Annotated in this window: 17 protein-coding genes; 10 read left to right on the top strand and 7 right to left on the bottom strand. The window is 72.3% G+C overall.

Translation table 11 applies throughout. The features are described from left to right. Positions 1–41 precede the first annotated feature (41 nt). The 5 genes from ACIQOE_RS23070 (at position 42) to ACIQOE_RS23090 (ending at position 8,744) form a co-directional block, all read left to right on the top strand. Entirely contained in the window at positions 42–1,817 is a 1,776-nt protein-coding gene (locus tag ACIQOE_RS23070) for a M4 family metallopeptidase (protein ID WP_401413351.1), read from the top strand. A 217-nt stretch (positions 1,818–2,034) separates the two neighbouring features. Beyond that, positions 2,035–3,225, top strand: a complete 1,191-nt coding sequence (locus ACIQOE_RS23075) for an ROK family transcriptional regulator (RefSeq protein WP_351324282.1) — start codon at positions 2,035–2,037, stop codon at positions 3,223–3,225. A 31-nt stretch (positions 3,226–3,256) separates the two neighbouring features. Further along, positions 3,257–5,065, top strand: a complete 1,809-nt coding sequence (locus ACIQOE_RS23080) for an alpha-galactosidase D (RefSeq protein WP_401413354.1) — start codon at positions 3,257–3,259, stop codon at positions 5,063–5,065. A 125-nt stretch (positions 5,066–5,190) separates the two neighbouring features. After that, positions 5,191–7,536: a glycosyl hydrolase family 95 catalytic domain-containing protein gene (locus ACIQOE_RS23085; RefSeq protein WP_401413356.1), complete on the top strand. Its 2,346-nt coding sequence runs from the start codon at positions 5,191–5,193 to the stop codon at positions 7,534–7,536. After that, positions 7,533–8,744, top strand: coding sequence for an SGNH/GDSL hydrolase family protein (locus ACIQOE_RS23090; RefSeq protein WP_365575923.1), 1,212 nt, complete (start codon positions 7,533–7,535; stop codon positions 8,742–8,744). Before ACIQOE_RS23085 ends, ACIQOE_RS23090 begins: the two co-directional genes overlap by 4 nt. Before the next feature lie 105 nt (positions 8,745–8,849). On the opposite strand, the gene ACIQOE_RS23095 is transcribed toward ACIQOE_RS23090, so the two are convergent. From ACIQOE_RS23095 to ACIQOE_RS23105, 3 genes are read right to left on the bottom strand one after another with little or no spacing between them, the layout of a single operon-like run. Beyond that, the gene (locus ACIQOE_RS23095) at positions 8,850–9,203 is read right to left on the bottom strand and encodes a UBP-type zinc finger domain-containing protein (protein ID WP_365560161.1); all 354 of its coding nucleotides are present in this window, start codon (positions 9,201–9,203) and stop codon (positions 8,850–8,852) included. Beyond that, entirely contained in the window at positions 9,200–10,678 is a 1,479-nt protein-coding gene (locus ACIQOE_RS23100; RefSeq protein ID WP_351324288.1) for an ATP-binding protein, read from the bottom strand. The genes ACIQOE_RS23095 and ACIQOE_RS23100 overlap by 4 nt, the downstream gene beginning before the upstream one ends. Then, complete coding sequence (locus tag ACIQOE_RS23105; RefSeq protein WP_365560164.1) at positions 10,675–12,351, bottom strand: FAD-dependent oxidoreductase; 1,677 nt, start codon at positions 12,349–12,351, stop codon at positions 10,675–10,677. The genes ACIQOE_RS23100 and ACIQOE_RS23105 overlap by 4 nt, the downstream gene beginning before the upstream one ends. Positions 12,352–12,537: 186 nt before the next feature. On the opposite strand from ACIQOE_RS23105, the gene ACIQOE_RS23110 reads away from it, so the two are divergent. Beyond that, positions 12,538–13,422, top strand: a complete 885-nt coding sequence (locus ACIQOE_RS23110; protein WP_365560167.1) for a universal stress protein — start codon at positions 12,538–12,540, stop codon at positions 13,420–13,422. Here ACIQOE_RS23110 and ACIQOE_RS23115 read toward each other — a convergent pair. The 3 genes from ACIQOE_RS23115 to ACIQOE_RS23125 form a co-directional block, all read right to left on the bottom strand. Beyond that, positions 13,409–14,644, bottom strand: a complete 1,236-nt coding sequence (locus tag ACIQOE_RS23115; RefSeq protein ID WP_362647936.1) for a DUF4032 domain-containing protein — start codon at positions 14,642–14,644, stop codon at positions 13,409–13,411. The genes ACIQOE_RS23110 and ACIQOE_RS23115 overlap by 14 nt on opposite strands. Positions 14,645–14,653: 9 nt before the next feature. Continuing rightward, positions 14,654–15,403: an MBL fold metallo-hydrolase gene (locus tag ACIQOE_RS23120; protein WP_351324296.1), complete on the bottom strand. Its 750-nt coding sequence runs from the start codon at positions 15,401–15,403 to the stop codon at positions 14,654–14,656. Between the two features lie 87 nt (positions 15,404–15,490). Continuing rightward, on the bottom strand, positions 15,491–16,117 hold the full coding sequence (locus ACIQOE_RS23125) for an alpha-ketoglutarate-dependent dioxygenase AlkB (protein ID WP_351324297.1): 627 nt from the start codon (positions 16,115–16,117) through the stop codon (positions 15,491–15,493). Between the two features lie 139 nt (positions 16,118–16,256). Here ACIQOE_RS23125 and ACIQOE_RS23130 point away from each other — a divergent pair, with 139 nt between their 5' ends. Continuing rightward, a complete protein-coding gene (locus ACIQOE_RS23130) occupies positions 16,257–16,883 on the top strand; it encodes a TetR/AcrR family transcriptional regulator (protein WP_362647930.1) in 627 nt (208 codons plus the stop codon). A 30-nt stretch (positions 16,884–16,913) separates the two neighbouring features. Continuing rightward, the gene (locus tag ACIQOE_RS23135; RefSeq protein ID WP_351324301.1) at positions 16,914–18,587 is read left to right on the top strand and encodes an FAD-binding dehydrogenase; all 1,674 of its coding nucleotides are present in this window, start codon (positions 16,914–16,916) and stop codon (positions 18,585–18,587) included. Here ACIQOE_RS23135 and ACIQOE_RS23140 read toward each other — a convergent pair. Further along, positions 18,584–18,931 (bottom strand): DUF488 domain-containing protein, encoded by a 348-nt coding sequence (locus ACIQOE_RS23140; RefSeq protein WP_401413362.1) that lies wholly within the window; start codon positions 18,929–18,931, stop codon positions 18,584–18,586. The two genes, ACIQOE_RS23135 and ACIQOE_RS23140, sit on opposite strands and share 4 nt — an antisense overlap. Before the next feature lie 166 nt (positions 18,932–19,097). On the opposite strand from ACIQOE_RS23140, the gene ACIQOE_RS23145 reads away from it, so the two are divergent. Together ACIQOE_RS23145 and ACIQOE_RS23150 are read left to right on the top strand one after the other, a co-directional pair. Next, on the top strand, positions 19,098–20,507 hold the full coding sequence (locus ACIQOE_RS23145; protein WP_401413364.1) for a M1 family metallopeptidase: 1,410 nt from the start codon (positions 19,098–19,100) through the stop codon (positions 20,505–20,507). 95 nt (positions 20,508–20,602) lie between these two features. Next, entirely contained in the window at positions 20,603–21,343 is a 741-nt protein-coding gene (locus ACIQOE_RS23150) for a L,D-transpeptidase family protein (RefSeq protein WP_351324307.1), read from the top strand. Positions 21,344–21,359 lie beyond the last annotated feature (16 nt).

Genomic DNA, 21,359 nt, shown 5'->3' on the forward strand with positions numbered 1-21,359 from the left:
GAGGGATCCCGGCCGGCTTCGAACGTGAGGAACCCTGATCAGTGCGTAGCGCGCACATACGCAGCGTGGCGATCGCCGTCGCCGTGACGACGGCCGCCTCGGGCCTGGCCGGTACGGCCTTCGCCGCTCCCGCCACGGGGGTGGAGCAGCAGGCCGCGGCCGCCGCGACGACGGCCGCCCAGGTGGTGACCGCGGCACGGACCGCGGCCTTCGCCCACGCGTCGGCGACCGGTGTCGGCACCGGCGACGAACTCCGGGCACAGGACGTGATGATCGACCCCGAAGGGGCGCGGCACGTCCGCTTCGTCCGCACCCACCGCGGCATGCCGGTGCTCGGCGGCGATCTCGTCGTCCATCTTTCGAGCCGGTTGGCCTACACCGGTGTCACCCGGGCGGCCGACCGCACCGTCCGGCCCGCGACCACCGAGGCGAAGCTGACGGCCCGCCAGGCCGAGCTGAAGGCCGCCACCGCCGCCGACGGCGAGGCCGGCACCGCCGCACTCGTGGTGGACGCCCGCGACGGCGCCGCCGCCCTCGCCTACCAGGTGTCGGTCGACGGCGCGGACGGCTCCCGGACGGTCGTCGTGGACGCCACCACCGGAGCCGTACGGAGCAACACTCCGGACAACGACGAGTTCCTCTCGCCCAAGGTGCTGCAGGCCCTGCACCGGCGTGGCGAGACCCTCGACCCGGCCACCGGCATCGCCGCCCAGGCCCTCACCGGGGCGTCCGTCTCCGCCGCCGCCCGCTACCCGGCGACCGCGCACGGCTTCGGCAGGTCGCTCTTCGTCGGCAAGGTCCCGCTCACCACCACGCAGACCGCCCGCAAGAGCTTCCTGCTCAAGGACCCGACCCGGTACGGCACCGAGACCCGGGACGCCAAGGGCAAGGAGACCGAGAGCTTCGCCCAGGGCACCAAGTTCACCAGCACCAACGACAGCTGGGGCAACGGCGCCACCAGCAGCCGGGGCAGCGCCGCCGCCGACGCCCAGTACGGCATCACCCAGACCCTGGACTTCTACAAGAAGACCTTCGGCCGCAAGGGCATAGCCGGCAACTCCAAGCCCGCCCGCGCCATGGTCCACTGGGGCAAGAAGGTCGGCAACGCCTTCTGGGACTCCGACTGCGGCTGCATGCTGTACGGCGACGGCGACGGCCAGGAGATCAAGAAGCCGCTGGTCGTCCTCGACGTCACCGGCCACGAGCTGACCCACGGCGTGGTGGACGCGACCGCCAAGCTCGAACCGACCCGCGTCGACGCCGACGGCAACCAGTACGGCGAGCCCGGCGCCCTCAACGAGTCGCTGGCCGACATCTTCGGCTCGAACGTCGAGTTCTCCGCGAACAACCCGAAGAACCCGCCGAACTACCTGCTCGGCGAGAAGCTCGGCCTGGCGCAGAAGTTCCTGCGCCGCCTCGACCACCCCTCCCTGGACCGCCTCGAAGGCACCGTCGACTACTGGTCGCCCCAGGTGGCGGACGCCGAGGTGCACGCCGGCTCCGGAGTCTCCTCGCACGCCTACTACCTGCTCGCCGAGGGCAGCGGCCGCAAGAAGATCGGCGCCACCACCTACGACTCGCCGACCTACGACGGCTCCACCGTCAAGGGCATCGGCCGCACGAAGGCCACGGCGATCTTCTACCGCGCCCTGACCCGCTACATGGTCTCCTCGACCGACTTCCACGACGCGCGGACCGCGACGCTCCAGGCCGCCAAGGACCTGTACGGCGCGAGCGGCGTCGAGTACCGCACGGTCGACCGGGCCTGGGCGGCGGTCAACGTCACCGAGGCCGACACGACGGCGGCACGCCACTGACGGGCACGCCCCGCCGCCGATCCGGGTGCCCCGCCGGGGGGCCGGGCACCCGGATCGAGTTCACCGGGCGCACGACGTCCGGACCGCTGCCGGAACGCGGGGTCAACGCCCCCACGCCACCCGCCATTTGAAGGCCACGGCAGGCTCACAGTCAACCTTCAGGTGATTCCTGTTTCTTTTATTGACAGCGGAAAATAAGCCACCTAAGTTCCCGGCCATGCGCTCCACCTCCCGAGCCGAGACGTTCCCGGCCCACACGCCGGCCGCCTCGCAGATCTTCACCACGGTCCTGTCCCACGGCCCGCTCACCCGGCTGGAGGCGGCCCGCCGGGCCGGCCTGTCGGCGGCGGCCGTGACCAAGGCCGTCCGGCCGCTGCTCGCGGCCGGATACCTCGCGGAGGACGCCGACGGCGACGCCCGGCCGGCCCTCGGCCGCCCCGCCAACCTGGTGCGGGTCGACGGCGGGCGGGCGCTGTTCATCGGGGTCAAGGTGACCGGCGACGAGGTCATCGCGGTCCTCACCGACCTGTGCTGCCGGATCCGGCTGGCCCGCAGGCTGCCGGTCACCGACCGGGGCGCCAAGGCCGTCCTGACCTCCGTCGCCGACCTGACCCACGAACTGCGCGCCGAGGCCGAGGACTTCGGCGCGCCGGTGCTCGGCCTCGGCATCGCCGTCTCCGGCGACGTGGACCGCGCCCAGGGGACCGTGCGCTACTCGCCCTTCCTCGACTGGCGCGACGTGGCCCTCGCCGAACTCGCCGCCATGACGACGGGTCTGCCGGTCGTCGTCGACAACGACGTCCGTGCCCTGACCGTCGCCGAGCAGTGGTTCGGCGCCGGTGTCGGGCTCTCCGACTTCGCCGTGGTCACCGTCGGCGCCGGCATCGGCTGCGGGCTGGTGATCCACGGCCGGCTGGTCGCGGGCGCGCACGGCGTGGCGGGGGAGATCGGGCACGTGGCCATCGACCCGGCCGGACCCCTGTGCCACTGCGGCAACCGGGGCTGCGTGGAGGCGATCGCCGGGGACGCCGCCATCGTCACCCGCATGCGTGAGGTGACCGGCCGCCAGGTGACCGACGCCGCCCAGGCGGTGGCCCTCGCCCACGAAGGGGTCCTTGGAGCGCGGGAGGTGTACGCGAGCGCCGGCGAGGCCATCGGCCGGGGCATCGCCACCGTGGCCAACCTCTTCGGACCCGAACGCGTGATCATCTCCGGCGAGGGCCTCGCCGCCTACGACCTCTTCGCCGAGCAGATCCTCGACTCGTTCGCCGCGGCCGCCTTCGGCTCCGCCGCGCAGTGCGACGTACAGACCCGCCCGCTCCCCTTCGAGGAGTGGGCGCGCGGGGCCGCGGCCACCGCGATCCAGTCCTTCATCACCTCGTCTCCCACCCCAACGGGCAAGGGCTGAGCCGCCCGAGACCCCGAACCCAGGAGGGCCCATGCGGTCACCTTCGTACTCCGTCCTGCCCGCACGCGGGCCGAGAGCGGTCCTGGTGCTGGCACTCACCGCCGCCTTCGCGGCATCCGTGCCGGCCGCCCAGGCCCAGACCCCCGACCGGACCACACCGCCGATCGCCGCCAAGCCCTACATGGGCTGGTCGAGTTGGAGCATGCAGTCGTCCAAGTACCCCGGTCTCAACGACAAGGGCGACTACAGCTACCTCACCGAGGCGAACGTCCTCAAGCAGACCGACGCCCTGGCGGGCAAGCTCAAGAAGTACGGCTACGACCACGTCAACATCGACGCCGGCTGGTGGATGGACTGGAACTGGAAGCAGGGATACGACCAGTACGGCCGCCAGAAGGCCGACGCGGCCCGCTTCCCCAGCGGGATGAAGGCCGTAGCCGACCACATCCACGCCAAGGGCCTCAAGGCCGGCATCTACCTCCCGGCCGGTCTGGAGAAGGGCGCCTACGGCGACGGCAAGACGCCCGTCTGGAACGCCGCGGGCTGCACCACCGCCGACATCGTCTACGACGACCTGCGCACCACCAACGGCTGGGACAGCTCGTACAAGATCGACTTCAGTAAGCCCTGCGCGCAGAAGTACATAGACTCCCAGGCCCAGTTGATCGCCGGCTGGGGCTACGACTTCCTCAAGCTCGACGGCGTCGGCCCCGGCTCCGGCAAGAGCGGCGACCAGTACGACAACGTCGCCGACGTGGCCGCCTGGCACCAGGCGATCGCCGCCACCGGCCGCCCGATCCACCTGGAGGCCTCCTGGTCCCTGGACTACGGGCACGCCGCCGACTGGCAGCAGTACACCAACGGCTGGCGCATCGACACCGACGTCGAGTGCTACTGCAACACCCTGGTCAGCTGGGAGAACTCCGTCGACGACCGCTGGGACGACACCCCGGCCTGGACCGGCAAGGCGGGCCCCGGCGGCTGGAACGACCTCGACTCCCTCGACGTCGGCAACGGCGCGATGGACGGCCTCACCAAGGCCGAACGGCAGAGCTACGCCACCCTGTGGGCCATCGCCAAGTCGCCGCTGTTCACCGGTGACGACCTCACCAAGCTCGACGACTACGGCGTCTCGCTGCTGACCAACCGCGACGTCATCGCGATCGACCAGAGCACGAACCCGCCGGCCCGGCCCGTCACCCCGTCCGACCCGCAGCAGGTGTGGGCCGCGAAGAACGCCGACGGCACCTACACGGTGGCCCTCTTCAACCTCGCCGACTCGCCCGCGGCGGTCACCGCCGACTGGACGTCGCTCGGCTTCACCGGCAAGGCGTCGGTGCGGGACGTGTGGAACCGCGAGAACCTCGGCTCCTACACCAGCAAGATCACCGAGGCGCTGCCCGCGCACGGCTCCCGGCTGTTCACCGTGACCCCGAAGGGCGGCGCGCTCGCCTTCACCGGCTACGAGGCGGAGGCGAGCGGCAACACGCTGAGCGGCAACGCCTCCGTGGCCGGCTGCGACGCCTGCTCCGGGCAGAAGAAGGTCGGCAACCTGTACCAGGGCGGCAAGCTCACCTTCAACGACGTGGTCGTCGCCAAGGCGGGCACCTACCTGGTGAAGGTCGCCTACGTCAGCGGCGACTCCCGGTCGGCCACGGTGGCGGCCGGCTCCGGGTCCGGGACCAGCCACAAGTTCCCCTCGACCGGGGACTGGGGGACGGTTTCGACGGTGAGCGTTCCGGTGACCCTGAAGGCCGGTGCCAACACGATCAGCTTCGACAGCGGATCGGGGTACGCGCCGGACGTGGACCGGATCGACGTTCCCAAGTCGCCCAGGTAGCCGCCTCGGCACGTGCGTCGTTCGGGAACTGCGGGCCGGTGGGGGGCCGGTCGCGCAGTTCCCCGCGCCCCTCACGGGGCACCCCTGGCGGGGTGCCCCCCTCACGGACGTTGGATTGGAACCCCATGGACAACCACCCCAGCAGGCGTGGCTTCCTCGCCCTCGCCGCCGCCACGGGCGCCCTCGCCGGACTTCCCGCCTTCACCGCCTCCGCCGCCCCGCAGCGGTCCTCCGCACCGCTCGCCGCGGCCCGCCACCGGCTCTGGTGGCAGGCGCCCGCCGGGGACGGGTCGATGATCGAGCAGGGCCTGCCCGTCGGCAACGGCCGGCTCGGCGCCCTCGCGAGCAACGACCCGGGCCGTGAACTCCTCCTGATCACCGACGCCACCCTGTGGACCGGCGGACTCAACGACACCCTCGACTCCGACGGCCAGTTCCCCTACGGGCGCGCCGACTTCGGCTCGCTCACCCTGCTCGCCAGGCTCACCGTGGAGATCCCCGACCACGACCTCGGCGCCGTCTCCGGCTACCGCCGCGACCTCGACCTCGACAACGGCGTGGTCTCCGCGTCGTACGTCCGCTCCGGCGTGACCTACCGCCGGCAGCTGTTCGCCAGCCGCCCCGACGACGTCGTCGTGCTCCACTTCGGCCAGGACGGCGGCGGCCGCTACACCGGCACCATCACCCTGGAAGGCACCCACGGCGAGACCGGCGGCACCGCCGAGTCGTTCGCCGGGACCTTCGCCAACGGACTCAAGTACGCCTCCGCCGTACACGCCGTGAGCGACGGCGGCCGGGTACGGGTGAACGGTTCGCGCATCGACTTCGCCGACTGCCGGGCCCTGACCGTCGTCCTCGGCGGCGGTACCGACTACGCGCCGGACGCGGCCACCGGCTTCCGCGACCGGCGCCTCGACCCGGCGGCGCTCGCCCGCACCAAGGTCCGGACGGCGGCCGGGCACTCGGTGGACTCGCTGCTGCGCACCCACGCCGCCGACCACCGCGCCCTCTTCGGGCAGTTCGACCTCTCGCTCGGCACCTCGACGGCCGGCCAGCGCGAACTCGACACCTGGGCACGCCTGCAGGCCCGCACCGACACCGGCGACCCCGACCCGGAACTGGAGGCCGCCTACGCCCAGTTCGGCCGCTACCTGATGATCGCCGGGTCCCGTGACGGCCTGCCCATGGGCCTGCAGAGCGTCTGGCTGGACGGCAACGACCCTGACTGGATGGGCGACTACCACACCGACATCAACATCCAGATGAACTACTGGATGTCCGACCGGCTCGGTCTGTCGCAGTGCTTCGACGCCTTCACCGACTACTGCGCCGACCAGCTCTCCTCCTGGACGGACCTCACCCGGCGGCTGTACCAGGACTCCCGCAACCGCTACCGCAACTCCACCGGCAAGGTCGCCGGCTGGACCGTGGCCTTCTCCACCAACCCCTACGGCGGACTCGGCTGGTGGTGGCACCCGGCGGGCAACGCCTGGCTGTGCAACAGCCTCTGGGAGCACTACGAGTTCACCCTCTCCCGCTCCCACCTGGAGAAGATCTACCCGCTGCTCAAGGGCGCCTGCGAGTTCTGGGAGGCGCGGCTGATCACCACCACCCTGGACGACGGGAAGCAGGTGCTGATCGACGACAGCGACTGGTCGCCGGAGCACGGCCCGCAGGACGGCAAGGGAAACACCTATTCCCAGGAACAGGTGTGGACGCTGTTCGGCAACTTCCGTACTGCGGCTGCCGCCCTCAAGAGGGATGCTGGATACGCGGACACCATCGGAAAGCTCCGCGATCGCCTCTACCTGCCGGTGGTGAGCCCGAAGACCGGCTGGCTGGAGGAGTGGATGTCCCCGGACAACCTCGGCGAGACCACCCACCGCCACCTCTCGCCGCTGATCAACCTCTTCCCCGGCGACCGGATCCGCCCCGACGGCTCCACGCCCGCCGACATCGTCAAGGGCGCCACCGCGCTGCTCACCGCACGCGGCATGGACAGCTTCGGCTGGGCCAACGCCTGGCGCTCGCTGTGCTGGGCACGGCTCAAGGACGCCGACAAGGCCTACCAGCTCGTCGTCAGGAACCTGCGCCCCTCCAGCAACGGCAGCAACGGCACCTCGCCCAACCTGTTCGACATCTACGAGGTCGAACAGGGCCGGGGCATCTTCCAGATCGAGGCCAACTTCGGTACCCCGGCCGCGATCGCGGAGATGCTGCTCTACTCCCGCCCCGGCCACCTGGAACTCCTGCCCGCCCTGCCCGACGCCTGGGCCGCCGCCGGCCGGATCACCGGCGCAGGCGCGCGCGGCGGCTTCGTCGTCGACCTGAGCTGGCGCGACGGCAGGCCCACCGAGGCCCGGATCCGCAGCGTCGGCGGCCGGACGACGACGGTCGCGTACGGCGGGACGACCCGGACGGTCACCCTGAAGCCGGGCGGCTCCGTCACGCTGAAGGACTTCCCGCGGTGACCGGCCGCATCCCGCGCCTCGCCGCCCTCGCGACGCTCCTGCTGGCGACGGTCGCCTGCCAGACCGGGCCCGCCCACGCGTTCCCGGCGCGGACCGCCTCCCGGCACGACGTCGTCACCTGGGCGGCGAGCGCCGACCGGCTGGGGGAGGGCACCGCCGACCGCAGCTACCGGCTGGTCGTGCGCACCAGCGCCGCAGGCAGCGGCGCTCGGGTACGGCTGTCGAACGCCTTCGGCGACCGGCCGCTGACCCTGGACAGCGTCTACGCCGGCCTGCGGAGTCAGGGCGCCGCCTTGCGGCCGGGCAGCAACCGGCGGCTCACCTTCGACGGCGCCCGCACGGTCACCGTGCCCGCGGGCGCCACCGCCTGGAGCGATCCGCTGCCCGGCAGCCTGCCCGCCGGCAGCGACCTGGTCGTCAGCCTGCACAGCCCCGACGCGGCCGGACCGGCCACCGGCCACGGCATGGCGATGCAGACCTCGTACGTGGCCCAGGGCGACCACACCGCCGAGGAGGGCGCCGCCGACTGGACCGGGACCACCGGCTCCTGGTGGTACCTGGACTCGGTCTCCGTACGGCCGCCCGGCCCGGCGACCGGAGCCGTGGTCACGCTCGGCGACTCCATCACCGACGGCTGGGCGTCCACCTCCGACCTCGACCGCCGCTGGCCGGACTACCTCGCCCGGCGGCTCCAGAAGGCGGACACCGCGGTCAAGGGCGTCGCCAACGAGGGCATCTCCGGCAACCAGGTGCTCGCGGACGGCGCCGGCCAGGCCGCCCTCAACCGCCTGGACCGCGACGTGCTCAGCCAGCCCGGCGTGCGGACCGTCTTCCTCTTCGAGGGCGTCAACGACATCAAGGCCCACACCGGGGTCACCGCGGCCGGCCTGATCGCCGGGTACCGCGAGGTCGTCCGGCGGGCGCACGCCGCAGGGAAGTGCGTGGTCGCCTCGACCGTCGGGCCGTTCGAGGGCTGGCCGGAGTGGGACGCCGCGGGCGAGGCCGTACGCCAGGAGGTCAACCAGTACATCCGCACCAGCGGCGAGTTCGACGCGACCGCCGACTTCGACCGGATCCTGCGCAGCCCCTACGACCAGGCGCGGATGCTGCCCTTCCTCGACGGCGGCGACCACATCCACCCCAACGACAAGGGGATGCAGGCCATGGCCGACTCCGTCGCTCTCGCGAGCCTCGACTGCGACCGCTGAACCAGCGGTCCACGGGTCAGCCCCGGGCCACCGGCCCGGGGCTGACCCGTGTCTCACCGCGGACGGCGGCGGACACCGCCCGGACGGGCCGCGCCCCGCTCCGTCTCAGCCCCGCAGGACCTGCGCCCAGTTCTCCGGCACCCGCTCCGCGGGACCCGGCACGGACTGGTCCGCGGGATGGCAGTCCGGCGGCGCCAGCTGCGGCCCGGCCTCGAACACCTCGTCCGTCTCGTAGTTCCAGAACCAGCCCTCGCCCGGCTCGTAGCTCCGTATGATCGGGTGTCCGGTGTCCTTGAAGTGCGCCGTCGCGTGCTTGGAGGGCGAGTCGTCGCAGCACCCGATGTGCCCGCACTGCGCGCACCGCCGCAGGTGGAACCACCAGCCGCCCGCCTTGTCGCACTCCACGCACCCGGCACCGCTCGGCGGAACGCTCGGATCGATCGCGGTGTCGCCACTCATACCGTCTCCTTGGATGATCGGGGGGTGTCCGCCTCGGGCGTCTCGGCGGTCAGCGGGAGCAGGACCTGGAAACGGGTGTCGCCGGGCACCGACTCCACCCGCATGGTGCCGTGGTGCTTGTTGACGACGATCCGCCACGAGATGTCCAGGCCGAGACCCGTGCCCTGCCCCACGGGCTTCGTCGTGAAGAAGGGGTCGAAGATCCGGTCCTTGATCTCCGGCGCGATCCCGGTCCCGGTGTCCCCGAACTCGACCAGCAACTGCTCGTGGTCGAGCGCGGTCCGCACGGTCAGCGTGCCCTGCCCGACGCCGTCGTCGCCCTTCATCGCGCACACCGCGTTGTCGATCAGGTTCGTCCACACCTGGTTCAGCTCGGCGGGGTAGGCGGGGACCGGCGGCAGCGTCCGGTCGTACTCCTTGACCACCCGGATGTCCTGACCGATCTTGCCGGACAGCATCAGCAGCGTGCTGTCGAGGAGTTCGTGCACGTCGACGACCCGGTACGGTGCCCGGTCCAGCTGGCTGTACTGCTTGGCGGCGTCGACGAGGTGGGAGATCCGGGTCGTCGAGTCCTCGATCTCGTTCATCAACAGCTCGGTCTCGATGGTGTAGTTGAGCCACCCGATCGAGTTCGGCAGGATCTCCTCGTCCACGGCCGCCGCGACCTGGTCCAGCCAGTCGACGTCAAGACCGGCCTGCACGAAGGTCGGTGCGAGCTGCCAGCCGTTGTCGCAGCCGTGGTCCTCCAGCCAGTCCGTGAGCGTGTCCTCGCGGTCGGAGGCCTCCAGCGGACTGAGCGACGGGGCCTTGGCGACCCGCTCGGCGGTGCGCTCCTGGATCTCGATCAGACCGGCCAGCTGCTCCCGGGAGAACGGGCTCTCCGCGATGATCGCGAGCTTGTGCCGCATCTTCGCCACCCGTTCGCGCAGCGACGACGTCGCGCGGACCGCCGCAGCGGCCGGGTTGTTCAGCTCGTGGGTGAGCCCGGCCGACAACGAGCCGAGCGCCAGCAGCCGTTCGCGCTGCCCGATCGCCGCCTGGGTGTTTTTCGAGCCGAAGAACAGGCCCTCCAGCAGGTGCACGGCCATCGGGAACCAGTCCTGCATGATCTCCGCGAACGTGTCCGCCGGGAGCACGAAGAACCGCGTGGGCTCGGTCACCCGCATCGAGTTGTTGTACGCCTGCCGCACCCGCTCACCGAGGTACGCCTGCATCGCACCCGCGTACACCCCGCTCTGCGAGGTCCTGGTGACCTCGACGTCGTCCCCGCCGACCTGCCGGGAGAGCACCACGGTGCCCTCGATCATCACGTAGAAGCAGGTGGCCGGATCGCCCTCGGCGTAGACCGGTCCCGGCTGGAACAGCTCGACCCGGCCCGCCGCGCACAGCCGGCCCAGCTGCTCCGGCTCCAGCTTCTCGAAGAGGAACAGCGCGCCGACCTCCTGCGGGCTGCACGGCATCAGCTGCCCGCTCACGACTGCTCCAGGTAACGGTGGACGAGCATCACGGCCATGGCTCCTTCTCCGACGGCGGACGCGACCCGCTTGGCGGACTCGGCGCGTGCGTCGCCCGCCACGAACACTCCGGGCACGCTGGTCTCCAGGTGGTACGGCGGCCGGTCCAGATCCCAGTCCGTCGGCGGCTGCCCGTCGACGGACAGGTCGGGTCCGGCCAGGATGAACCCGCGTCCGTCACGCAGCACGGTGTCGCCGAGCCAGTCGGTCAGCGGGGCCGCGCCGATGAACACGAACATCCACTGCGCGTCGACCGACTCGGTCTCCCCGCTCACCGAGTGACGGAGCGTCAGCCGCTCCAGCCGGTCGGTCCCGTGCGCGGAGTCCACCAGCGTGTGGCCGCGCACCGAGATGTTCGGCGCCTCGTTGATCTGCTGGATCAGGTAGTACGACATCGAGGCCGACAGGTCGGCGCCGCGCACCAGCAGCGTCACGGACTTGGCGAACCGGGACAGGTACATCGCCGCCTGGCCCGCGGAGTTGGCGCCGCCGACGATGTACACGTCCTGACCCTGGCAGGAGGCGGCCTCGGTCAGCGCCGAGCCGTAGTACACCCCGCAGCCGGTCAGGTTCAGGCAGCCCTCGGCCTCCAGCTGCCGGTACTGCACGCCGGTCGCCAGGATCACGCTGTGCGCGGCGATCGTCGAGCCGTCGGCGAACCGCACCACCCGCGCCGCCCCGTTGACCTCCAGCGCGGTGACCTCGCGGGCCGTCAGCACCTCCGCGCCGAACTTGGCGGCCTGCCGCCGGGCCCGGTCGGTGAGCTGCGCCCCGGACACCCCGTCCGGGAAGCCCAGGTAGTTCTCGATGCGGGAACTCTGCCCGGCCTGCCCGCCGGTCGCCGCGCGTTCCACGAGCACGGTCCGCAGCCCCTCCGACGCCCCGTACACCGCCGAGCCGAGCCCGGCCGGGCCGCCGCCGATGACGATCAGGTCGTAGAAGTCCGCCGTGGGCGTGGTCGCGAGCCCCACCCGCGCCGCCAGTTCGGGCGCCTCCGGCTCGATCAGGGGCGTGCCGTCCGGCGTGATCACCAGGGGCAGCCGCTGTCCGTCGGCGCCGGCGGCGGCCAGCAGGCGGCGGCCCTCCGGCTCCTCGACCGAGTACCAGCGGTAGGGCACCTGGTTGCGGGCCAGGAACTCCCGCACGTCCGAGGAGCGGGCCGACCAGCGGTGCCCGACGACCTTGGTGGCCGGCACCGGCTTGTAGGCGCTGCACCGCCACGCCTCCAGCAGGTCGTCCAGGACCGGGTACAGCTTCTCCTCGGGCGGGTCCCACGGCTTGAGCAGGTAGTGGTCCAGATCGACGACGTTGATCGCGTCGATCGCCGCGTTGGTGTCCGCGTACGCGGTCAGCAGGACGCGGCGGGCGCCCGGGTACACGTCCAGGGCCTGTTCCAGGAACTCGATGCCGTTCATCTGCGGCATCCGGTAGTCGGCCAGGATCACCGCCACCAGGTCGCCGCGGAGTTTCAGTTCCCGCAGCGCCTCCAGCGCCGAGTCGCCGGACTCCGCGCGCACGATCCGGTACGACGCGCCGTAGCGCCGCCGCAGATCGCGGGCGACGGCACGGGAGACCCCCGGGTCGTCGTCCACGGTCATGATGACGGTCCGTGCTGCGTCGGCAGCCTGTGCCATACGTCTCCCACCCCGAGCCGTTGGTTCGTCGGTGCGGCGGGGCCCTCTGGCGAGGAGCGCGGCCACCGCACTCGCCCATCGTATGTTCGATCGGCCGCCGCCGCTCTTGTACGCGGGTGCACAGCGGGCACCCGGGAGTGCGGAAGACTGATCACGCTCACGCGGAACCGACGAGGAGGCCGGTGCATGACACGCCCGATCACGGCAGGGGTCGACGGTACGGAGGAGAGCCTGGCGGCTCTTGACTGGGCGGCCCGCGAGGCGGTGCGGCGCGGTCTGCCGCTGCGGGTGGTGCACGCCTGGCGCTACGAGGAGCACGAGGGGCTCGGCGGCGACCCGGAGACGCAGCGCGGCTGGGTGTCGGACGGGGTGAGCGAGTCGGTGCGTGCCGTCACCGGACGGTATCCCGGGCTCTCGGCGACCGTCGACGTCGTGCCGGGCGACCCGGCCGATGTCCTGGTCGGCGCGGCCGCCGGGGCCGAGCTGCTGGCGCTGGGCTCGCGCGGGCACGGGCCGGTCGTCGGCTTCCTGCTCGGCTCCGTCGGACAGCAGGTGATCGCCGGCGCCGCCCGGCCCGTCGTCCTGGTCAGGGCCGAGGACGAACCGGCCGCCGAGGCCGCCGGCCGCGAGGTCGTCGTGGGCCAGCAGGGCGGCCCGCGGGACAGCACCGCCGCGCTGGAGTTCGCGTTCGAGACGGCGGCGGCCCGTGGCGCGACGGTCCGGGTGGTCAGGGCCTGGACGCTGCCGCCGGTCTTCGCCTACAGCCCGGGTTCGCTGAGGCTGCTGGACGAGTCCGGCGGCCTGGAGCCCTACGAGAAGAAGGCCCTGGCCGAGGCGGTACGGCCGCTGCGGGAGCGGTTCCCGGACGTGCCGGTCGCCGAGCACGTGGAGATGGGCAGCGCCGGACAGGTCCTCCTGTCGGTGGCCGGCCGGGCGCAGCTGATGGTCGTCGGCCGGCGCGCGCACCGCACCGCGGTGGGTGCGCGCATCGGCTCGGTTGCGCACGGCGTGCTGCACCACGCCGGCTGCCCGGTGGCCGTGGTGCCGCACGCGCCGGTCACTCCGGAGTGACCGGCTCCAGGGTCTCGCGGGCCTTGGGCAGCACGTTCGCGATGTAGTCCTGGACCGCGCTGTCCAGGCCTATGTCGTGCTGGGCCCGCTCGGACAGGTACCAGCGGTGTTCGAGCAGCTCGTGGTAGATCTCGGCGGGGTCCATGGAGCCGCGCAGCTCCAGCGGCACCGCCCGCACGGTCGGGCGGAAGACGTCCCGCACCCACCGGTGGGCCAGCACCTCGGGGCGGGCGGCGAGGGGGTCGCCCGGCGCGTAGTCGTCCTGGGTGGCCATCCAGCTCTCCAGGTCGTTCAGCAGCCGCCGGGCCTGGTTCTCCTCGGCGTCCAGGCCGGTCAGCCGGAGCAGCTGGCGCTGGTGGTGCCCGGCGTCGACGACCTTCGGGACGAAGGTGACGCTGTCGCCGTTGGAGGAGTGCTCGATCTGCATCTCGGCGACGTCGAAGCCCAGCTCGTTGAGCCGCCGGATCCGGCGGTCGATGTAGTGGTACTTGCCCGCCGGGTACACCGAGGTACGGGTCAGCTCCTGCCACAGCTCGCCGTAGCGGGTGCAGATCTCGAAACCGAACTCGATCGGGTCCAGCGACGGGTGCAGCGCCCCGGACGCCTCCAGGTCGAGCAGTTCGCCGCTGATGTTGACCCGGGCCAGGTCCAGGTCGTAGTCCCGCTGCCCGTTGCTGAGCTGCGGATGCAGGTCACCGGTCTCGGCGTCCACCAGGTAGGCCGCGTAGGCGCCCGCGTCCCGCCGGAACAGCGTGTTGGACAGCGAGCAGTCGCCCCAGGCGAACCCGGCCAGGTGCAGGCGGACCAGCAGCACCGCGAGGGCGTCCATGAGGCGGTGCATGGTGGCGGGACGCATGGTCGTCTCGAACATGGAGCGGTACGGCATGGAGCCGCCCAGGTGCCGGGTGACCAGCACCGGCTCCAGCGGTTCGCCCGCCGGGTCGGTGCGGCCGGTGATCACCGCGAGCGGGTCCACCGCGGGGATGGAGAGCCGGTCCAGGTCGCGCAGCAGTTCGTACTCGCGCAGCGCGGGGCGCTCCGCCAGCTCCTTCACCGCGATGACCTCGTCGCCGGCGCGGGCGTAGCGCACCACGTGCCGGGAGATGCCGCGGGGGAGCGGCACGAGGTACTCCGCGGGCCACTCCTCCAGCGGTACGTCCCAGGGGAGTTCGAGCAGGAGCGCGGGGTGCTCCGGGTTGGTGGCGCTGATCTGCAATGCCATGGCCCGGCCCTAGACGGCGCGTTCGCGGGCGAGCCGGGCGGCGGCCCGCACGGATCCCTGGTGCACGGGGCCGTGTCCGGGCAGCAGCACGTCGGCGTCGAGTGCCTCGATCACGCCGAGCGACTCCACCGCGCGGGCGCGCTCGTGGTGGAACATGTCGGGCAGCAGCTGCGGTCCGGCCAGGCGCGAGGTGGGGTGGCCGCTGACCAGGGCGTCGCCGGAGATCACGATCCCGGCGTCCGGCAGGTGGTAGACGGCGTGCCCGTCGGTGTGGCCGGGCGTGTGCACCGGGACGGGGCGGCCGGGCAGGTCGAGGGGCCCGTCGGCGACCGGGAACGCCTCGGGCGACGCGACCGGATGCTGCTCGGTGCCGCCGACCCGCAGGACGTGCACCAGCCACGGCACGACCCCCGGCCGCCAGGCGTTCTTCAGTACCGCCCCGACGGCGACCTGCTGGAGGAAGTCCCGCCGTGCGTGCGGCACTTCGGCCTCGTGCAGGTAGACCGGGATGCCGTGGGCGTCGCGCAGGTACTCGGCGGAGCCGAGGTGGTCGTTGTGCGCGTGCGTGATGAGGACGGCGGTGACCGCCTCGGGCGAACTGCCCACCTCCGCCAGCGAGCCGAGCAGCCCCGGCCGGTCGCCGGGGTAGCCGGTGTCCACCAGCGTGACGGCGTCGCCGTCCTTGAGGATCACCCAGTTGGTGTGGTGGCCGTGCACCAGGTAGATGCCCTTGCCGACTTCGTGTACCTCTGCGCGCATGATCTCTCCGACGTTCCCGCTGCGTCCTGTCCGAACCGGAGGACAGCCAACCAGACGGGCCGGGGTGTCCGTTGAGGGGGATCCGGGTCAGCGCACCCCGTGCGGCCGGAACTGGACGCTGATGCGCGGCCCGGCGGCCCGCGCGGTCTTCGGCACGCAGTGCTCCCAGGTCCGCTGGCAGGAGCCGCCCATCACGATCAGGTCGCCGTGGCCCAGCGGGCGCCGGACGGACGGGCCGCCGTGCAGCGGACGCAGCAGCAGGTCGCGGGGTGCGCCCACGGAGAGGATCGCGACCATGGTGTCCTCCCGTGAGCCGCGGCCGATCCGGTCGCCGTGCCAGGCGACGCTGTCGCGTCCGTCGCGGTAGTAGCAGAGCCCCGCCGTGGTGAACGGCTCGCCCAGTTCTCCGGCGTAGTGCCGGGTGAGCGCGTCGCGGGCCTCGGTGAGGACGGGGTCGGGGAGCGGGTCGCCGGCGCCGTAGAAGGCGAGCAGCCGGGGGACGTCCACGACGCTGTCGTACATCGTGCGGCGCTCGGCGTGCCAGGGGACGTCCGCGGCCAGCCGTTCGAACAGGAGGTCCGCGCCGCTCAGCCAGCCGGGCAGCACGTCGATCCAGGCGCCGGAGCCCAGCTCGGTCCGGCCGGCGCCGCGGAGAGCGCCGAGCCGCAGCTCGTCGGTCTGGTCGAACAGGGAGCCCTGGAGGTGCGTGGCCATGGAGCCAGCGTACTCCTTAATCGAAAATCTGTTCCCATTCGATCTTGGCGGAGCGGCGGGCGCGGTGGCGGTCCCGGTCCGGGGTCTTTCGATACGTTCATGTATCGGATACGTTCGTGTATCGAACGGAGGTCGGGACATGACAGTGGACGGCGCGCCCCCGCGGGTGACCCGGCGCCGGGGGCGGACCCGGGCCCGGCTGCTCGACGCCGCGTTCACCGTGTTCGCCGCCAAGGGCTTCGGACGCGTCTCCATCGAGGAGGTCTGCGAGGCCGCCGGATTCAGCCGCGGCGCCTTCTACTCCAACTTCGCCACCCTCGACGAACTGTTCTTCGCCCTCTACCGGGACCGCGCCGACCTCATCGCCCGGCAGGTCGCCGACGCCCTCGCCCCGGACCGCCCGGACCTGGACGTGGCGGCCTCCGTGGACCGGGTCACCGACGTCCTGCTCCTCGACGTGGACTGGCTGCTGGTGAAGACCGACTTCCTGGTGCACGCGGCCCGGGACCCGGCCGTCGCCGAGGCCCTCCTCGACCACCGGGCCCGGCTCCGGCAGGCCATCGCCGACCGGCTCTTCCGGGCCCACGGCCACGCGCCGGTCCCGGCCGTGCTCGGCGGCGCGGACGGCGCCGCCCACGCGGTGGTCGCCGCGTACGACGGCGTTACCACCCAACTGCTCCTCGACCGGGACGTGGACCGGGCCCGCGCCTGGCTCAAGCAACTGCTCACCGCGCTGCTGACCGACGGCAGCACCCCCTTCGGATAAGTCCTTCGGACAAGAGAGGCAACGGTCGCCATGGACGCGGACGTCATCGTCGTCGGAGCGGGCCTCGCCGGCCTGGTCGCGGCGCACGAACTCACGAGCAAGGGCCGCCGGGTCGCCCTGGTCGACCAGGAGAACGCCGCCAACCTCGGCGGCCAGGCGTTCTGGTCCTTCGGCGGGCTCTTCCTGGTCGACTCGCCCGAACAGCGCCGCCTCGGCATCAAGGACTCCCTGGACCTGGCCTGGAACGACTGGCGCGGCAGCGCCCAGTTCGACCGCGAGGACGACGAGGACTCCTGGGCGGTGCGCTGGGCGCGCGCCTACGTCGAGTTCGCGGCCGGTGAGAAGCGCCCCTGGCTGCAGAGCCACGGCATCAGCCTGCTGCCGACCGTCGGCTGGGCCGAGCGCGGCGACCTGCGCGCGACCGGCCACGGCAACTCCGTACCCCGCTTCCACATCGCCTGGGGCACCGGGACCGGCGTCGTCGAGCCCTTCGTCCGCTACGCACGGCAGGCCGCCCGCGACGGGCTGCTCACCTTCCTCCACCGCCACCGGGTCGACGAACTCGTCATCGAGGACGGCGCGGCCCGCGGCGTGCGCGGCACCGTCCTCGCCCCCGACGACTCGGCGCGCGGCGTCGCCTCCAACCGCGACCGCGCCGGCGACTTCGAACTCACCGCCCAGGCGGTCGTCGTCACCTCCGGAGGCATCGGCGCCGACCACGACATCGTCCGCCGCTACTGGCCCGAACGCCTCGGCACACCTCCCAGGGAGATGGTCACCGGCGTCCCCGCCTACGTGGACGGCCGCATGCTCGACATCAGCGCCGGGGCCGGCGTCCGCCTGGTCAACCGCGACCGCATGTGGCACTACACCGAGGGCATCCAGAACTGGAACCCGGTCTGGCCCGGCCACGGCATCCGCATCCTGCCCGGCCCGTCCTCGATCTGGCTGGACGCCCTCGGCCGCCGGCTTCCCGACCCCTGCCTGCCCGGCTACGACACCCTCAGCACCCTCAAGTACCTACGCACCACCGAGGACATCGCCGACCACGACCACTCCTGGTTCGTCCTCACCCGGAAGATCATCGAGAAGGAGTTCGCGCTCTCCGGCTCCGAGCAGAACCCGGACATCACCGCCAAGGACCGCAAGGCCGTGCTCCGCGACCGGCTGCTCGGCAAGGGCGCGCCGGCACCGGTGCAGGCCTTCGTCGACAACGGCGCGGACTTCGTGACCGCGAACTCGCTGGACCAGCTGGTCGAGAAGATGAACGCGCTCACCGGCAAGGCGCTCCTGGACCCGGCCGCGGTGCGCCGCCAGATCGTCGCCCGCGACCTGCAGATCGGCAACTCCTACAGCAAGGACTCCCAGGTCCAGGGCATCCACAACGCCCGCCGCTACATCGGCGACCGCCTCGGCCGGGTCGCCTCCCCGCACCGCATCCTCGACCCGGCCGCCGGGCCGCTGATCGGCGTCAAGCTGCACGTCCTGACCCGCAAGACCCTCGGCGGCATCCAGACCGACCTGGACTCCCGCGCCCTGGCCGCCGACGGACGCCCGATCGAGGGCCTGTACGCGGCCGGCGAGGTGGCCGGCTTCGGCGGCGGCGGTGTGCACGGCTACAACGCCCTGGAGGGCACCTTCCTCGGCGGCTGCCTCTTCTCGGGCCGCGCGGCCGGCCGCGCCGCGGCCCGGCAGACCGCCTAGGAGGCGAGGAGCCGCGCCAGCACCGAGGCGTGGCTCCCGTCCGGGTTCCTGGACGAGGTGAGCAGGGTGACGCGGCCGGTGCGGGCCGTCCTCCGCAGGCCGTCCAGGAGCGCGGCGGCCCCGGGAGCGGCCAGCTCCGCCTCGTAGCGGCTGGTGAACTCCTCGAACGAGCCGCCGTCGTGGAACCACCGGCGCAGCTCGTTCGACGGCGTCAGGCCCTTCGGCCACTCGTCCACGTGCGCGTCCTCCTTCGACACCCCGCGCGGCCACAGCCGGTCCACCAGCACCCGCACCCCGTCCTCCGGCTCGGGCATCTCGTAGATCCTGCGCACGCGCACGCTCACGGTCGGGTCCTCTCGGCTCGGCGGCGGTGCCGCGAGGGTACGCGGCGGGGCCGCGCCACCGGCTGCGGACGCGGCGCGGCTTGACCAGAATGAGGGGGAAACGCGGACGCCCGCGCGCCTAGTCTGTGGGCCAGTGATCACCGGCCACCCCCTCGAAGGAGCGCTCGTGCAGGTGCAGGGTGCAAGCAGACGTACCGCAGTCCTCCGCCGCGAGGCCGTCCTCGCCACCGTCCCGGTCGCCGTGGCGGCCCTGCTCGCCGCCGCCGGAACGGCCTCCGCGGGCACGATCGGCGCGGCGGGCGCGGGCGACCCCTACTTCCCCCTCAGCGGCAACGGCGGCTACCACGTCGGCCACTACGACCTGACGCTGCGCTACGACACCTCCTCGCACCACCTCGACGGGAAGGCGGTCCTGACCGCCCGCGCCACCCAGAAGCTCACCCGCTTCGACCTCGACCTCAGCGGCCTCAAGGTCACCCGGGTCACCGTCGACGGACGCACCGCCCGCTTCACCCGCAGCGGACAGGAACTCGCCGTCACGCCGTCCCGCGCGCTCGCCAAGGGACGCCCGTTCCAGGTCACCGTCACCTACGGCGGCACCCCGAAGCAGGTCACCGACCCCGACGGCTCGCCCGACGGCTGGATCCGCACCGACGACGGCGCGTTCGTCGCCGGCGAGCCGCAGGGCGCGATGACCTGGTTCCCGGCGAACAGCCACCCCAAGGACAAGTCGTCGTACGACTTCACCATCACCGTCCCCAAGGGACGCACCGCCGTCGCCAACGGCGTCCTCCTCGGGCAGCACACCTCCGGCGCCCGCACCACCTTCCGCTGGCGGCAGAGCGAGCCGATGGCCGCCTACCTCGCCACCGCCACCGTCGGCACGTTCAAGGTGCAGCAGTACACCACCCGCGACGGGATCAAGGTGTACAACGCGGTGGACCCGCGCGAGGCGAGCGGGTCGGCGGCCGTCCTGAAGAAGCTGCCGTCGGTCCTGGAGTGGGAGAGCAAGCTGTTCGGGCCGTACCCGTTCCGCTCGGCCGGGGCGATCGTCGACCACGCGCCGAACGTCGGCTACGCCCTGGAGACCCAGGGCCGGCCGATCTACGACTCCGCGCCCGACCTCGACACCCTGGTGCACGAGAACGCCCACCAGTGGTTCGGCGACTCGGTCTCCCTGACCGCGTGGAAGGACATCTGGCTCAACGAGGGCTTCGCCACCTACGCGGAGTGGCTCTACGAGGAGCAGCACGGAGGCGACAGCGCGCAGAAGACCTTCGACGCGCTGTACGCCAAGCCCGCGAGCAACGACCTGTGGGCGTATCCGCCGGCCGACCCGGGCAGCGGCGCGAACATCTTCGGCACGCCGGTGTACGCGCGCGGCGCGATGGCCCTGCACGAACTGCGCAAGGCCGTCGGGGACACGGTGTTCTTCCGGATCCTGCGGGTCTGGGCCGGCGAACACCGGTACGGGCACGGCACCACCGCGGAGTTTGTGAAGCTCGCCCAAGGGCAGTCGGGCAAGGATCTCACGTCCCTGTTCCAGACGTGGTTGTACAAGAAGGGCAAGCCGTAGCGGTCCGGGCGCGGGCCGAGGGGGGTTGCCCGCGACCCGCGAAGGAGCTCTGAAAGCTGACGAGTTTCTTACATTCGTCGGCCAGAGTCGATCTCATGATCCATCGCAGAACCGCTGTCGCCCTAGTCGCCTCCCCGCTCCTGCTCTCGGGCTGCGGGGGCGGTGCCGAGGCGGCGCCGAGCCGGTCGGACGACGACCGGCCGGCGCCGACGACGGCCGCCCCCACAGCCGAGAGCAACACCCCGCGGCCCACCGGCATACCGGGCCTGGGACCGCGGACCGCGGCCGCCATACCCGGCCACGCCGAGCAGGTCGTCGTCGCCCGCGGCCGGGGCCGGAACTCGCCCGTCTCCAGCGTCGCCCTGTACGAGCGCGACGGCGGCGACTGGCAGGCCGGCGCGAACTGGCCCGCGCACAACGGCAGGGACGGCTGGAGCGAGCACCACATGGCCGGAGACCTGCGATCGCCCGTCGGCGTGTACGGCCTCACCGACGCCGGCGGCCTGCTCCCCGACCCCGGCAGCAGGCTGCCCTACGACCACGGGTACGGCTTCCGTTCGCCCGGCACCGGCTTCGAGGGCGAGCCGCTGGAAGGCTCCTTCGACTACGTCGTCGCCATCAACTACAACCGCAAGCCCGGCACCTCGCCCCTCGACTGGACCCGCCCGATGGGCGCGGGGCGCGGCGGCGGCGTCTGGCTGCACGTCGACCACGGCGGTCCGACGCACGCCTGCGTCAGCGTCGCCAAGGCGCACATGAAGCAGCTGCTGCGCACCCTGGACCCGGCCCGGCATCCGGTCGTCGTCATGGGGTACGCCGACTGGCTCGCCCAGTAGGCCGCCGGACGCTGCG

The sequence above is a fragment of the Streptomyces sp. NPDC091282 genome, assembly GCF_044757385.1.
Classification (GTDB): Bacteria; Actinomycetota; Actinomycetes; order Streptomycetales; family Streptomycetaceae; genus Streptomyces; species Streptomyces gramineus.